The organism is Enterobacter sp. QK-SA4, from assembly GCF_056856775.1.
The window spans coordinates 2,959,264-2,973,832 of record NZ_JBXFXH010000007.1; the positions used below are offsets into that span (position 1 = coordinate 2,959,264).

The 14,569-nt window shown below is 55.2% G+C and carries 19 protein-coding genes; 12 read left to right on the forward strand and 7 right to left on the reverse strand.

What is annotated here, in order from left to right:
- Positions 1-17: 17 nt before the first annotated feature.
- From flgD to flgB, 3 genes are read right to left on the reverse strand one after another with little or no spacing between them, the layout of a single operon-like run.
- Positions 18-728 (reverse strand): flagellar hook assembly protein FlgD, encoded by a 711-nt coding sequence (gene flgD, locus AC1VYI_RS15800; protein WP_023615711.1) that lies wholly within the window; start codon positions 726-728, stop codon positions 18-20.
- Positions 729-739: 11 nt separating this feature from the next.
- Positions 740-1,144, reverse strand: coding sequence for a flagellar basal body rod protein FlgC (gene flgC / locus AC1VYI_RS15805; RefSeq protein WP_008500814.1), 405 nt, complete (start codon positions 1,142-1,144; stop codon positions 740-742).
- Between the two features lie 3 nt (positions 1,145-1,147).
- Positions 1,148-1,564, reverse strand: coding sequence for a flagellar basal body rod protein FlgB (gene flgB / locus AC1VYI_RS15810; RefSeq protein WP_023311135.1), 417 nt, complete (start codon positions 1,562-1,564; stop codon positions 1,148-1,150).
- A gap of 157 nt (positions 1,565-1,721) precedes the next feature.
- On the opposite strand from flgB, the gene flgA reads away from it, so the two are divergent.
- From flgA to flgN, 3 genes are all read left to right on the forward strand, one after another.
- A complete protein-coding gene (gene flgA / locus AC1VYI_RS15815) occupies positions 1,722-2,381 on the forward strand; it encodes a flagellar basal body P-ring formation chaperone FlgA (RefSeq protein ID WP_023311134.1) in 660 nt (219 codons plus the stop codon).
- 93 nt (positions 2,382-2,474) lie between these two features.
- Positions 2,475-2,768: a flagellar biosynthesis anti-sigma factor FlgM gene (gene flgM, locus AC1VYI_RS15820; protein WP_023311133.1), complete on the forward strand. Its 294-nt coding sequence runs from the start codon at positions 2,475-2,477 to the stop codon at positions 2,766-2,768.
- Between the two features lie 4 nt (positions 2,769-2,772).
- Positions 2,773-3,198 (forward strand): flagella biosynthesis chaperone FlgN, encoded by a 426-nt coding sequence (gene flgN, locus AC1VYI_RS15825; protein WP_008500818.1) that lies wholly within the window; start codon positions 2,773-2,775, stop codon positions 3,196-3,198.
- 59 nt (positions 3,199-3,257) lie between these two features.
- On the opposite strand, the gene murJ is transcribed toward flgN, so the two are convergent.
- From murJ to rimJ, 4 genes are all read right to left on the reverse strand, one after another.
- On the reverse strand, positions 3,258-4,793 hold the full coding sequence (murJ, locus tag AC1VYI_RS15830; protein WP_045357088.1) for a murein biosynthesis integral membrane protein MurJ: 1,536 nt from the start codon (positions 4,791-4,793) through the stop codon (positions 3,258-3,260).
- A 129-nt stretch (positions 4,794-4,922) separates the two neighbouring features.
- Positions 4,923-5,846 carry a Gfo/Idh/MocA family protein gene (locus tag AC1VYI_RS15835; RefSeq protein WP_134866537.1) on the reverse strand — a complete coding sequence of 308 codons (924 nt, stop codon included), beginning with the start codon at positions 5,844-5,846 and terminating at the stop codon, positions 4,923-4,925.
- 2 nt (positions 5,847-5,848) lie between these two features.
- Positions 5,849-6,505 (reverse strand): YceH family protein, encoded by a 657-nt coding sequence (locus AC1VYI_RS15840; RefSeq protein ID WP_134866538.1) that lies wholly within the window; start codon positions 6,503-6,505, stop codon positions 5,849-5,851.
- Positions 6,506-6,514: 9 nt separating this feature from the next.
- Positions 6,515-7,099: a ribosomal protein S5-alanine N-acetyltransferase gene (gene rimJ, locus AC1VYI_RS15845; protein WP_134866539.1), complete on the reverse strand. Its 585-nt coding sequence runs from the start codon at positions 7,097-7,099 to the stop codon at positions 6,515-6,517.
- A gap of 236 nt (positions 7,100-7,335) precedes the next feature.
- Between rimJ and mdtH the strand changes: the two genes are divergently transcribed.
- The 9 genes from mdtH to AC1VYI_RS15890 all read left to right on the forward strand — a co-directional run bounded on the left by mdtH (position 7,336) and on the right by AC1VYI_RS15890 (position 14,566).
- Positions 7,336-8,544: a multidrug efflux MFS transporter MdtH gene (gene mdtH / locus AC1VYI_RS15850; protein WP_045401856.1), complete on the forward strand. Its 1,209-nt coding sequence runs from the start codon at positions 7,336-7,338 to the stop codon at positions 8,542-8,544.
- Between the two features lie 675 nt (positions 8,545-9,219).
- Entirely contained in the window at positions 9,220-9,780 is a 561-nt protein-coding gene (locus AC1VYI_RS15855; protein WP_023311126.1) for a lipoprotein, read from the forward strand.
- Between the two features lie 126 nt (positions 9,781-9,906).
- The gene (gene pyrC, locus AC1VYI_RS15860) at positions 9,907-10,953 is read left to right on the forward strand and encodes a dihydroorotase (protein WP_134866540.1); all 1,047 of its coding nucleotides are present in this window, start codon (positions 9,907-9,909) and stop codon (positions 10,951-10,953) included.
- Positions 10,954-11,027: 74 nt separating this feature from the next.
- Positions 11,028-11,273, forward strand: a complete 246-nt coding sequence (dinI, locus tag AC1VYI_RS15865) for a DNA damage-inducible protein I (protein WP_008500826.1) — start codon at positions 11,028-11,030, stop codon at positions 11,271-11,273.
- A 275-nt stretch (positions 11,274-11,548) separates the two neighbouring features.
- Positions 11,549-11,803, forward strand: a complete 255-nt coding sequence (bssS, locus tag AC1VYI_RS15870; RefSeq protein ID WP_008500827.1) for a biofilm formation regulator BssS — start codon at positions 11,549-11,551, stop codon at positions 11,801-11,803.
- Positions 11,804-11,919: 116 nt separating this feature from the next.
- Positions 11,920-13,038 carry an N-methyl-L-tryptophan oxidase gene (gene solA, locus AC1VYI_RS15875; RefSeq protein WP_047742220.1) on the forward strand — a complete coding sequence of 373 codons (1,119 nt, stop codon included), beginning with the start codon at positions 11,920-11,922 and terminating at the stop codon, positions 13,036-13,038.
- Between the two features lie 60 nt (positions 13,039-13,098).
- Entirely contained in the window at positions 13,099-13,212 is a 114-nt protein-coding gene (locus tag AC1VYI_RS15880) for a YceO family protein (RefSeq protein ID WP_032639612.1), read from the forward strand.
- 207 nt (positions 13,213-13,419) lie between these two features.
- On the forward strand, positions 13,420-13,986 hold the full coding sequence (locus AC1VYI_RS15885; RefSeq protein ID WP_134866541.1) for a cytochrome b: 567 nt from the start codon (positions 13,420-13,422) through the stop codon (positions 13,984-13,986).
- A gap of 1 nt (position 13,987) precedes the next feature.
- Entirely contained in the window at positions 13,988-14,566 is a 579-nt protein-coding gene (locus AC1VYI_RS15890) for a YceI family protein (RefSeq protein WP_134866542.1), read from the forward strand.
- The last annotated feature ends 3 nt before the right edge of the window (positions 14,567-14,569 follow it).

The window sequence follows — 14,569 nt, forward strand, 5'->3', positions numbered from 1 at the left end:
CTGATAAGTGTTAAGGCTTAGATAATCTGCCGAACTTCGTCGAGTGTGGTGGAACCAGAGGTTCCCAAATCCAGTTTGTTGCCGTCGCTTCCTTTAATCACGCCCTGGACCAGCGCGAACTGCAGCGGCTGCGCCACCAGCTGGGTTGTCCCGTTGCTGGCGCTGATCGCTACTTTGTAAGAACCGTTTGGTGCTTTAGTGCCGTCGGTCAGGCTGCCATCCCACGTAAAGGTGTGAACGCCCGCCTTCAGCTCGCCGATATCAATAGTGCGCACGACCGTGCCGTTGCTGTCGGTAATGGTGGCGGTAACTTTCTCCGCCGCCTGCTGCAACTCAACGCCAAACGGCGTGGTGGTCGTTGTGGTGTTGCCTTCGGTGGTGCTGGTGCCCGCCAGAATCGTGGTTCCAGGGATCATCACCCCGTGGCCAATCAGGCTTGCCGCCTGCAGAGACTGGGCGCTGTTAATCTGCCCGGAGACGGAGCCGAGGGTGGTGTTGAGTTTCTCAATGCCGCTAACGGTGCTGATCTGCGCAAGCTGCGTGGTCAGTTCGTTGTTCTGCATTGGGTTGGTGGGATCCTGGTTCTTAAGCTGCGCCACCAGCAGCGTCAGAAAGCTGCCCTGAAGATCGGCGGCATTGCTCCCGGTGAGGGAGTTAGAACCCGTCGTACTCTTCGTGTTATTAACACCCGAGTTCGTAGGATCATTCACATTTACGGCGATGGACATGCATGTCTCCTTTACTGGCCGAGAGTGAGCGTTTTGAGCATCATGCTCTTCACGGTATTCAGCACTTCAACGTTGGCCTGGTAGCTGCGAGAAGCCGACATGGAGTTCACCATCTCACCCACCACATCCACGTTTGGCATTTTCACGTATCCGCTGGCATCCGCGAGCGGGTTACCCGGCTCATACACCAGCCTGTCCGGCGCCTGGCTCTCTACCACATCAGACACCTTCACGCCGCCCGTCGCCGCGCCCGGCGCAGCATCGACCTGAAAGACAACCTGTTTGGCACGATAAGGCTGGCCGTCTGGTCCGGTTACGCTGTCGGCGTTCGCCAGGTTACTGGCAGCCACGTTCAGGCGTTTGGACTGCGCGGTTAACGCCGAACCGGCAATATCAAAAATATTCAACAAGGCCATCTATCAGTTCCCCCCCTGCAGGACGTTCATCATGCCTTTGATTTGTCCGCCGAGTACGGTCAGGCCCGTCTGGTATTTCAGGCTGTTATCGGCAAACTGGGTACGCTCCCGGTCCATATCCACGGTGTTACCGTCGAGTGAGGGCTGATCGGGAATGCGATAAAGTAAATCGGTCGCTGGCGCGGTCATCGCCTGAGCAGGAATATGGCGAGAGGATGTCATGGCAAGTGCAACACCCGTTCCTTCGGCACGTCCACGCTCCATCACCTTTTTGAGTTCACTGGAAAAATCAATATCGCGCGCCTGAAACCCTGGGGTATCGGCGTTAGCGATGTTGGCGGCTAAAATCTCCTGCCGCTGGGCGCGTAAATTGAGCGCTTCCTGCTGAAAACGTAACGCGGCGTCGAGTTTATCGAGCATGTCTCCTCCGCTGATGGCAAAATTTCAGTTCACAGCTTAAATCTCACCCGGTCTCCCCTATCGACGGAATAAGCGCAAAATGCGTCGCTATTTATTGCGTTGATGCAAAACCACTGCAGGTAGAATTCATTCAACTCTGGAAACGGTGGGACTTGCGATGCAAACGTTAAAACGTGGCCTGGTGGCAACTTTCTTGCTGTTTAGCCCTCTGGTGCAGGCTGAAGGTTTACAGGATCGGCTGACGGCTTTTTTTGCTGAAAAGCTGGCGGGCTTTAGCGATGAGGTTAACGTTACCGTGCGCACCCCACCGAATCTGTACCCGACCTGTGACCAACCGTCATTCAGCGTGACGGGAACCACCCGGCTGTGGGGAAATGTGAACGTGCTGGCACGCTGCGCGAACGAAAAACGCTATTTACAGGTTGCAGTTCAGGCGACGGGCAATTATGTTGTCGCCGCCGTACCCATTGCGCGCGGCAGCGTGCTGCAGACGAACAGCGTGACGTTAAAACGCGGCCGTCTGGATCAGCTGCCTCCACGCACCATGCTGGAAATGAACCAGGCACAGGACGCCGTCAGCCTGCGCGATGTCGCCCCCGGCCAGCCGATACAGCTCTCAATGCTGCGTCAGTCATGGCGGGTAAAAGCGGGTCAACAGGTGATGGTGGTGGCCAACGGAGATGGCTTTAGCATCAACAGTGAAGGGAAAGCGTTAAACAATGCCGCGGTGGCGCAAAACGCCCGCGTCAGAATGTCCTCAGGCCAGGTGGTGAGCGGAACCGTCGATTCTGATGGGAATATTCTGATTAACCTATAATCTTTTTAAAGATTTCGCGGCGCGTGCCGATAAATATTCCACTAATGATGATGTCAGGCGCAAACGCCGCGAACCCTCGATGAGGACAACACTATGAGCATTGATCGTACATCAGCCCTGAAGCCGGTAAGCGCTGTACAACCTCGCGAAACGAATGACGCTCCTGCGCAGAAAACGCGTCTGGAAAAACCGTCAACGTCCAACAGCACCAGCGTTACCCTGAGCGACGCGCAGGCAAAACTGATGCAGCCAGGCAGCAACGATATCAATATGGAACGTGTTGAAGCGCTGAAAACGGCTATTCGTAACGGTGAGCTGAAAATGGACACCAGCAAGATTGCTGATGCCCTGATTCAGGAAGCACAGAGTTTCTTACAGAGTAACTAACCGTATGAGTCGACTGTCAGAAATACTGGATCAAATGACGGTTGTTCTTAACGACCTGAAAACGGTAATGGACGCTGAACAGCAGCATCTCTCTTCCGGTCACATCAACGGCAGCGCGCTGCAGCGTATTACTGAAGATAAGAGTTCGCTACTGGCGACGCTGGATTATCTGGAGCAACAGCGCCGCGCTGAGCAGGATCCTAAGCGTAGCGCCAATGACGATATTATTGAGCGCTGGCAAACCATTACCGAAAAAACCCAGCACCTGCGCGACCTTAACCAGCACAACGGCTGGCTACTGGAAGGTCAGATTGAGCGTAATCAGCAGGCGCTTGAGGTATTGAAACCGCATAAAGAAACCGGACTGTACGGTGCGGATGGTCAAACAGCGACTGCGCGTATTGCGGGAGTTAAAAAGATTTCGATTTGACGCCTGGGCGACAAATCATGCAGCGGGGAGCACCATAAGGTGAACTCCCCTTTTGGCGTTTATGCCGTACGGCGGGCAAACTCTTTCACTTTGAACCCCAGCACCGCGAGCGTGGCAAAGTAAGCCACGACCCCGACGCCTACCACGGCCATCAGCCGCATCAGACGATAAGGCATAGTGCCGAGGGACCACTCCGGCATCACGTACATCATGCCGAGAAGCGCCGCCGACATCACCAGTACCGCAACGATCAGACGTACCAGGAAACTTCCCCACCCCGGCTGCGGCGTAAAGATATCTTGCTTGCGCAGCTGCCAGTACAGCAGCCCGGCATTCAGACAGGCCGCCAGACCAATAGACAGCGACAGGCCAGCATGCTTCAGCGGACCAATAAACGCCAGGTTCATCAGCTGGGTCATAATCAGCGTCACGATGGCAATTTTCACCGGCGTTTTGATGTCCTGACGCGAGTAGAACCCGGGCGCCAGCACCTTGACGACGATCAGCCCCATCAAGCCGACCGAGTAGGCAATCAGCGCGCGCTGGGTCATGGCGGCATCAAAGGCGGTGAATTTCCCGTACTGGAAGAGCGACACCGTCAGCGGTTTAGCCAGAATGCCCAGCGCCACCGCGCTGGGCAGGGCCAGCAGAAAGCAGAGACGTAAACCCCAGTCCATCAGGCGGCAATATTCATCATGATTGCCGCTGGCAAAGCTTTTCGACAGCGACGGCAGCAGGATGGTCCCCAGCGCCACGCCCAGCACCCCGGACGGGAATTCCATCAGACGGTCGGCGTAGTACATCCAGGAAACCGAGCCGGACACGAGGAAAGAGGCAAAGATGGTGTTAATGATAAGCGAGATCTGGCTGACGGAGACGCCGAGAATGGCGGGCCCCATCTGCCTGATCACGCGCATCGCCCCGGCATCTTTGAGATTGATACGCGGCAGCACCAGCATGCCGATTTTTTTCAGATGCGGCAGCTGGTACGCCAGCTGCAGCACGCCGCCGACGGTAACCGCCCAGGCCAGCGCCAACACCGGCGGGTTGAAGTGCGGCGCGGCGAACAGGGCAAAACCGATCATGCTGACGTTGAGAAACGTCGGCGCAAACGCCGGGACAGAGAAGCGGTTCCAGGTGTTCAGTATCGCCCCCACCAGCGAGGCCAGCGAGATGAGCAGAATATAGGGGAAAGTAATACGCAGCAGCTGCGAGGTCAGCGCAAATTTGTCGGCCGTATCGGCAAAACCGGGCGCGGTCACCATAATCACCCACGGCGCGGCCAGCATCCCGAGTACGGTCACCACCGCCAAAGCCAGCGTCAGCAGCCCGGAGACATAAGAGACAAAGACGCGCGTCGCGTCTTCGCCCTGCTTGCTTTTATATTCCGCCAGAATAGGCACGAATGCCTGGGAAAACGCCCCTTCAGCAAAAATACGACGCAGCAGGTTTGGCAATTTGAACGCGACGAAAAAGGCGTCCGTGGCCATCCCTGCACCAAATACCCTTGCCACAATGGCGTCGCGCGCAAAACCCAGCACGCGGGAAAACATGGTCATCGAGCTGACGGCCGCCAGCGATTTTAATAAGTTCATTAACGTGAATTTCCAGAACCATACGGATTTGTAGGCCGGATTAGCGTAAGCGCCACCCGGCAAAGCCAACAAGCGGCGCTTAGTCTAACCGGATTTCAACGAATTACTATCCGCAGATGTTACAGCGAGTTATTCGCTCATGGCATCGCGCCAGAGCCTTTCCACAATGCGCTGCGCCAGAATGGCCTGCTCGCCGGACGTTTCAGGAACCGTCTGATTTTGCACGCAGGTGATAAAGTGACGGGCGCATCCTGCGAAACCGCGCTGCTCGAGGGTGCTCTGCCAGCCTGGCGCCGGGAGCGTCACCACGCCATTGCCCTTCTCTTCCCGCCATTCGCGCATGTCCGTAATGTCGTACAGCGCGCCCTCGGTCACCGCCTGCACGGATTCACGCTGGCTTCCCGCACGACGGTGCATGCTGGTGGTAATCTGAAGATGCTCAACGCCGAAGTGGTGCTCCGCATAGACCATCTGCCCCTGATCGTTTGTCACCAGGGTGCCGCTTTTCAGCAGCGCTTCGCCGTTGCTCAACCACAGCGCCGTATCCACAACGTGCAGATAATCATCCAGAAGGGTGAAGCGCAGATCGTTTGGCCCAATGCTGTCGGTGCGGTGTTTATCCATCCGCAGCGAGGCGAGCGTGTCCGACTGCGCCTTCAGCTGCTGGTAAAGCGGCGCGAAGCGGCGGTTGAAGCCCACCATCAGCGTCAGTTTTTTGCGCGCGGCCAGCTCAATCAGCCGTTCGGCATTCTGAACATTTTCCGCCAACGGCTTATCCACACAGACGTGAACCCCCAAATTGAGCAGCTCGCTCACCACCTGATAGTGGGTTGCCGTTGAGGTATGCACAAAGACCGCATCACACTCGCGGGCCAGATCCTGCAGGGAGGCGGCATACGGAATGCGCCAGGTTTCGCAGATACGTTCTGCCTTTTCTCGGGTGGGTGACCATGCCCCTTGCAGAGTCCAGTCCGTCGCCGCACCTAATACAGGCAGCCAGGCTTTTTGCGCGATGCCGCCGAGCCCCACCACGCCAACGCGTAATTTTTTCACCGTCAGTCTCCCAGATGTGCCAGCAATGCATCCAGGCGCTGTTTCAGCCCGGCGACCTCGTCTTCCAGCGCCTCTACGCGCGCGGCAAGAGTGTCATTGCTTGCTGAGGATCCCGCGTCGCTCTCCGCGGTAACGGTAGCGACATCGACGTCGCCGCTGAACAGGTGCATATAGCGGCTTTCACGTTTACCCGGCTCGCGCGCCAGACGCACCACGTATGGGCCGTCTTCGCGAGAAGCCAGCCCTTCCAGGGTCTGCTCAACTTCCTGCATATCGCTGAACTCATGCATGCGGGAAGCGCGCGTGCGCAGTTCCCCCGGCGTCTGCGCTCCGCGCAGCAACAGCGTGGTGATGACCGCCACTTCCGCACTGCTCAGCTTCAGGTTACCGAATTCGGAGTTACAGAAGCGCTGTTCGTATTTAGTCACGCGGTTGCCGAAGCCGCTGACGGTGCGCAGATAGTGGCGTTTAACCAACGCATCCAGCACGTCCTGAACCTCATGCTCGCTGAGGTTCATCACCGGCTCGCGGTTGGTCTTCTGGTTGCAGGCCATGGTCACGGCGTTGACGGAGAGCGGATACTGCTCCGGCGTGGTGACCTGTTTTTCGAGTAAGCACCCAATCACGCGCGCTTCTGTACCGTTTAGCTGATACTTCATCTTTTCTCCTTAACGACCTGCGGTCCAGTCCCGGGTGGTTAACGCCGTCAGAACGTGGTCGCGCCACTCTCCGTCTATCAGCAGATAGTCTTTGGCGTAACCCTCTTTCTCGAACCCTAAGCGCGCCAGCAAATTGCCGCTGCGCTGATTATGCGGCATATAGTTCGCCATGATGCGATGGATATGCTGCGTGCGTTGCATATAGCGGATCGCCACCGTTAACGCCTCGTACATCAGCCCCTGCCCCTGCCATTTCTGGCCGATCGAGTAGCCAAGGTAGCAGGCGTGAAACGACCCGCGCACCACGTTTGAAAAATTGGCGATCCCGATAATCTCTTTCTCTTCAGGATCCAGCAGCGCGAAATAGAACGCGCTGCCCTGCTTGTGAAATTCCGTAATCATGCTGAGGCGCGCCTGCCAGCCGGAAGGGTAACAATGGCTCTCATCCCGAATGGGTTCCCAGGGTTTTAAAAACTGGCGATTCTCGGCGTAATAATCCGCCAGACGCCAGGCATCACGCTCATGCACCAGACGAACGACCAGCCTGTCCGTTGTCAGACGCACTTTTGGCACATTACTGCGATAGCCAAACATCGATACCACTCCTTCCCGTCACTTCTGCTGACCCATTAGCTTTACTATACCTGCGCCTGCGCCGTCTGTGAAAACAGTGACATACCATTTTGCCCTCTTTTCATTATTTTCGATGAGAACTCTCTATCAAAGCACCCTTTTGATAAAAAAATATTGTCACTCCCAGGGGTGGGAAAAAACGCGGCGACACCGCAGAATGTTAGCGTGCTCACCTTCTTATTTTCCCTGGAGGGAAAATGTCCCGCGTATCGCAGGCCAGGAGCCTGGGTAAATATTTCCTGCTCGTCGATAACATGCTGGTCGTGCTTGGCTTTTTTGTCGTTTTTCCGCTGATATCGATCCGCTTTGTCGACCAAATGGGCTGGGCGGCATTAATGGTTGGCATTGCTCTGGGGTTACGCCAGTTTGTCCAGCAGGGCCTGGGCGTCTTTGGCGGGGCCATTGCCGACCGCTTTGGCGCTAAACCGATGATCGTTACCGGTATGCTGCTGCGCGCGGCAGGTTTTGCCACGATGGCGGTCGCCCAGGAGCCCTGGCTGCTCTGGTTCTCCTGTTTCCTCTCCGGTATCGGCGGCACGCTGTTCGATCCGCCGCGCACCGCCCTGGTGGTGAAGCTTATTCGCCCCCAGCACCGCGGCCGTTTCTTCTCGATTCTGATGATGCAGGACAGTGCCGGGGCAGTTATCGGCGCCCTGCTGGGAAGCTGGCTGCTGCAGTATGATTTCCGACTGGTCTGCGCGGCTGGGGCGGTGCTCTTTATTCTGTGCGCGCTGTTCAATGGCCTGTTCCTGCCCGCCTGGAAACTGTCGACGGTCAAAGCGCCGGTCCGGGAAGGGCTTGGCCGCGTCCTGCGCGACAGGCGTTTTGTCACCTATGTGTTGACCCTGACGGGCTATTACATGCTGGCTGTGCAGGTCATGCTGATGCTGCCGATCATGGTTAACGACATTGCGGGCACGCCTGCAGCCGTTAAATGGATGTACGCCATCGAAGCCTGCCTGTCGTTAACGCTGCTTTATCCGATTGCCCGCTGGAGCGAACGGCATTTTCGTCTGGAGCATCGCCTGATGGCCGGGCTGCTCCTGATGACGCTGAGCATGATGCCGATCGGTCTGGTGAACTCTCTCCAGCAGCTGTTTACGCTGATTTGCACGTTCTATATTGGCTCAATCATCGCCGAGCCTGCCCGTGAAACGCTGAGCGCCTCGCTTGCGGATGCGCGTGCGCGCGGCAGCTATATGGGTTTCAGCCGGCTGGGGCTGGCGCTTGGCGGCGCATTAGGTTACGCCGGTGGCGGCTGGTTGTTTGATGCCGGAAAAGCGTTAAGCCAGCCCGAACTCCCGTGGATGATGCTCGGCGCGGTGGGCTTTATGACGCTCCTTGCCCTGTGGTGGCAGTTCAGCCAGAAACGCAGCGCGAGCGGGATGCTCGAGCCTGGCGCGTAGCCTTTCCCTCGGGCGGGATGAGGGAGGCGAGCATTGAACCATCTCCTCGCCCCATTGGGGTTGAGAGATCCCCATAAAATAATGCCTGCACTGATGACACCCTCTCCCTTGAGGGAGAGGGCTGGGGTGAGGGGAAATATATGGCTCTGGTGGTCATTCCGTTCACGTTATGCTCCTTGCTACTCTTTAACGAAGTGGCCTGTGAACGTGCCAGGGCGGCTCAATCGCCACCGCCCTGGCGACCCGGGCTCCCGGCGGTAAATCGCCGCTTCGCGGATTGCTCGCCCCATCCCTGGGGCTCACCCTTTCAGGGCCAGCGCAGGCGCTGTCCAAAATTGCTCCCGGCAATTTTGTCCTCAGCTTATTCCTTCAGGCTATCGGGTCGGGCATGAGCCTGCATCCCTGCAGGCCACGCCCTCTCGGCGCATCCCTGCGCCTCGACCCGGCCTTTCGGAAACGCCTCGGCGATTTACAGCCGAACCAGGGCATCGCTGTAATCTTTATACTAATCTGAAGGCTGTGTTAATGCTTCTGGTAACAAATCGAGTGGGATTCATCCGCTCCAACGGGCCCCCTCCCGCCCCACTTCTCAGTTTTTTCTGCTGGTTTCTGCCAATTCACACTGACATACTGGCGTAACAGGACAGAAGCGCCGATTTTTCGTTGAGGAACACTATGAAGAAAATTGTCTTTGCCGCGGCATTAGTTGTCAGCGGCCTGCTGGTTGGCTGTAACCAGCTCACGCAATATACCGTCAGTGAACAGGAAATTAATCAGGCGCTGGAAAAACATAACAATTTCTCTAAAGATATTGGCGTGCCGGGGCTGGCGGACGCGCATATCGTCCTTACGAACCTGACCAGCCAGATCGGTCGTGAAGAGCCAAACAAAGTCACCCTGGCCGGTGATGCGGATCTCGATATGTCATCCCTCTTTGGCAATCAGAAAGCCAACATCAAGCTCAAGCTGAAGGCACTCCCTGTTTTCAATAAAGAGAAAGGGGCAATTTTCCTGCAGGAGATGGAAGTCGTCGATGCGCAGGTGTCGCCGGACAAGATGGCACCGGTTCTGCAAACCCTGATGCCCTATCTGAACCAGTCGCTGCGAAATTACTTTAACCAGCAGCCCGCGTACGTCTTAAGCGAAGACAAAAGCAAGGGTGAAGCTCTGGCGAAAAAATATGCAAAAGGTATAGAGGTGAAACCGGGAGAAATTATCATTCCTTTCACCGATTAACCTGAAGGGCGCTGCGGCGCCCTTTTTTTTACGGAAAAGTGTGCAAACGAAAACGTTTCCGCTTATGATTTGTGTCCGGCAAAAACAGCCATCCTTATGACTGATTCCTGACAAGCCGGAGCTTCCATGACTGCACAACCCCAGGTTCTTAAAATCCGCCGCCCTGACGACTGGCATATCCATCTGCGTGATGGCGATATGCTGAAAACCGTCGTGCCTTATACCAGCGAAATTTATGGCCGCGCGATTGTCATGCCTAACCTGGTTCCACCAGTCACCACCGTCGATGCCGCGATTGCCTATCGCCAGCGCATCCTGGATGCCGTTCCTGCGGGACACGATTTTACCCCGCTGATGACCTGCTATCTTACCGACTCGCTGGATCCGAACGAAGTGGAGCGCGGGTTTAACGAAGGCGTATTTACGGCGGCGAAACTCTACCCGGCAAATGCCACCACCAACTCCAGCCACGGCGTCACCAGCATTGATGCCATCATGCCGGTTCTGGAACGTATGCAGAAACTGGGCATGCCGCTGCTGGTCCATGGTGAAGTCACGCATGCCGAGATTGACATCTTCGACCGTGAAGCCCGCTTTATCGAGACCGTGATGGAGCCTCTGCGCCAGCGCCTGCCCGCGCTTAAAGTGGTCTTTGAGCATATCACCACCAAAGACGCGGCAGAGTATGTGCGCGACGGCAACGATCTTATCGCCGCCACCATTACGCCACAGCACCTGATGTTTAACCGTAACCACATGCTGGTGGGCGGGGTACGTCCTCACCTGTACTGTCTGCCTATTCTCAAGCGCAACATCCACCAGCAGGCGCTGCGCGAGCTGGTTGCCAGCGGGTTCTCCCGCGCGTTCCTCGGCACCGATTCCGCACCTCACGCCCGCCACCGCAAAGAGGCGAGCTGCGGCTGTGCAGGCTGCTTCAACGCCCCAACGGCACTGGCCAGCTACGCGACCGTCTTTGAAGAGATGAACGCGCTCGAACATTTTGAAGCGTTCTGCTCCCTTAACGGCCCGCGCTTCTACGGCCTGCCGGTCAACGACACCTTCATCGAACTGGAGCGTAAAGCGAGCCACGTTGAGGAGTCCATTGTGCTGACGGATGACACGCTGATCCCATTCCTGGCGGGCGAAACCGTTAACTGGACGGTAAAACGTTAAAAAATCAATGCCCCTTGTTGTCAAACCGACAATATACCTGTATAAATAAACAGTATATTACACAGGGGGCATTTATGCGTATTGAAGTCACCATAGCCAAAACAACTGTTCTACCTGCCGGCGCGCTTGATGCACTGGCAGGCGAATTATCCCGCCGTATTAACAACACCTTTCCCGACAACGCGGGTGCCGTAACGGTGCGTTACGCCGCGGCGAACAACCTCTCCGTCATTGGTGCTGCGAAAGAAGATAAAGATCGCATCAGCGAAATCCTGCAGGAAACGTGGGAAAGCGCAGACGACTGGTTTATCACAGATTAACACTGCTCCCTCATTGTGTTTTTTTGCCGGGTCGCCCCGGCTTTTTTTTTGTCTAAAAATCCTGCAAGTTCAAATTAATTCGGCATCTTCTTTAAAAATCGTGAACGAGATGGTGTTTTATTGTTCGAACAATCCTAAAAAGCAGAAAAATGTGTTGCCACCTGTTTATTTTTCCCGTTGGAACCCTTATTACTTGGTATACTGAAGATGCTTTCAGAAAAACATGCATTGAACCTCAAAGCCGTTGTCTTCTAACACGCATTAAGGGGGTTATAATGGAAAAGAATAGTGAAGTGATCCAGACCCATCCACTGGTTGGCTGGGATATCAGTACCGTAGATAGCTACGATGCGCTGATGCTGCGTTTGCACTACCAGACCCCGAATCAACTCAACCGTGAAGAAGCGGAAGTTGGACAGACGCTGTGGCTAACAACAGACGTCGCCCGTCAGTTTATTTCTATTTTAGAGGCAGGTATTGCAAAAATAGAATCTGGCGACTATCAGGAAAATGAGTATAAACGGCACTAAGCTTATGCCCACTTTTCTCTCTACAGGCACCCTCGCGGTGCCTTATTTATTTCTCCCTTGTCTAACCCCGCGTTGTTAATTACTCTGCTAACAAAACATCAGGTTACGAGATGCATATGAGATACGACTTAATCATTATTGGTAGCGGCTCCGTGGGTTCCGCTGCCGGTTATTACGCAACACAGGCAGGTCTGAAGGTCCTGATGATCGATGCCCACCTCCCTCCTCATTCGGAGGGCAGCCATCATGGCGATACCCGCCTCATCCGCCATGCGTATGGCGAAGGCGAGCGCTATGTCCCGCTGGTGCTTCGCGCCCAGACGCTGTGGGATGAACTGGCGAAACAGACCGAAGATCGCATTTTCGAACGTACCGGCGTTATCAACCTGGGCCCGGCCCAGTCTGAATTTCTCGCAGGCGTCGAGCGCAGCGCGAAAGCCTTTAATCTGGACGTTGAGAAGCTGGACGCGACGGGCATTACCGCACGCTGGCCTGAAATTACCGTCCCGGACGATTACATCGGCCTCTTTGAAGCCCACTCCGGCGTGCTGCATTGTGAAACGGCGATCAAAACCTGGATCGATCTTGCCGCGAAGGCCGGCTGTGCGCAGCTGTTTAACTGTCCGGTGGAGGCCATCACGCATGACGCTGATGGCGTCACGGTAACGACTATTGACGGCGACTATTCAGCGTCCCGCCTGCTCGTCAGCGCAGGAACCTGGGTCACGCGCCTGCTGCCGGAACTGCCGATCCAGCCGGTGCGCAAGGTCTTCTCCTGGTTCCAGTCGGATGGCCGCTACAGCGCGCAGAATAAATTCCCGGCCTTTACCGGCGAATTACCGAATGGCGATCAGTTCTACGGTTTCCCTTCCGAGAAAGACGCGCTGAAAATCGGTAAACACAACGGTGGCCAGGCTATCTCCACCCCAGAAGAGCGTAAGCCTTTCGGCGCCTTTCCGCAGGATGGTTCAGAAGCCTTCACGTTCCTGCGCACTATTCTTCCGGGCGTCGGCGGCTTGCTGTATGGCGCGGCCTGTACCTACGACAACACCCCGGATGAAGACTTTATCATTGATACGCTGCCCGGGCATGACAACGTCCTGCTGATTACCGGGCTGAGCGGCCACGGCTTTAAGTTTGCTTCCGTGCTGGGCGAGATCGCCGCGCAGTTCGCCCAGGGTATTGCACCGCAGTTTGATCTGACGCCCTTCTCCCTCTCGCGTTTTAACGGATAATCCGCCACGGGCTCCGGACGTACCGGAGCCCGTTTCATTAACACTGCATTACGGGGCGTTATGCGCAGGATCGTTAACTTTCTGATGAATAATATTCGCGAGCATTTCATGCTCTACATCTTATTGTGGGCGCTGCTGGCCATTATTGACTTTGTTTACATTGTATTTTACTGAAAAGCCTTACTGACAATAATTGACGTTAATTTATCTTTATTGAAGCTCACTATTTCGCTTGCACGAAGAGATTGAATTAGCTTTAGCGATCCTTTTCAAAATTGCTGAAATAAATAAAATAAAAATTAATAGACAATTATTTCAGTTGCAATATCCCGCCTTCCCGTTCATTTTTACTTTCCGGTTAATTTGAAAATGGACATTCTGATGCAATTGCGTAACTCCTCCCGGCGCTACGGAATAATATCCATAGGTTTGCACTGGATATTTGCTCTTGGCGTCTACGGTATGTTTGGACTTGGACTCTGGATGGTCACGCTCAGCTATTATGACGGCTGGTATCACCAGGCACCGGAGTTACATAAAAGCATTGGCGTTCTCCTGATGATGGGGCTGGTTTTTCGCGTAATCTGGCGACATATTTCCCCGCCGCCCGCCGCGCCAAAAACTCACAGCAAATTTACCCGCGTCAGTGCCGTTGCCGCGCATATCGCGCTCTATGCGCTACTCTTCGCCATTCTGATTAGCGGCTACCTTATCTCGACGGCGGACGGTAAGCCGATTAGCGTTTTTGGCCTGTTCGAGGTTCCGGCAACGCTTAGCGATGCTGGGACGCAGGCCGACACGGCGGGGGTTGTTCACCTCTGGCTTGCCTGGAGCGTGGTGATCCTCTCCGTGCTGCACGGGCTTGCCGCCCTCAAACACCATTTTATTGATAAAGACGATACGCTAAAGCGCATGCTTGGCCGCTCGTCAGTTGACTCTGGAGCATAAAATGAAAAAACACCTGCTGGGTATCGCCCTGGGTTCTCTGTTATTCACCGCCGGTAATGCCGTGGCGGCGGATTATAAAATTGATAAAGAGGGCCAGCACGCTTTCGTCAATTTCCGTATTCAGCACCTGGGCTACAGCTGGCTGTACGGCACCTTTAAGGATTTTGACGGCACGTTCACTTTTGACGAGAAAAATCCCGTGGCCGATAAAGTCAATGTGACGATTAATACGAACAGCGTCGACACGAACCACGCAGAGCGCGATAAACACCTGCGCAGTGGGGAGTTCCTCAACGTCGCGAAATTCCCGCAGGCGACCTTCACCTCTACGGAAGTGAAAAAAGAGGGTGATAAGCTAAATATTACCGGCAACCTGACGCTTAATGGCGTAACCAAACCGGTCACGCTTGATGCTAAATTACTGGGTCAGGGTGACGATCCGTGGGGCGGTAAACGCGCAGGTTTTGAAGCGGCGGGTAAAATTCACCTGAAAGATTTTAATATCACAACGGATTTAGGCCCGGCGTCTCAGGACGTTGAGCTGATTATTTCCGTTGAAGGTGTACAGCAGAAATCATAATAG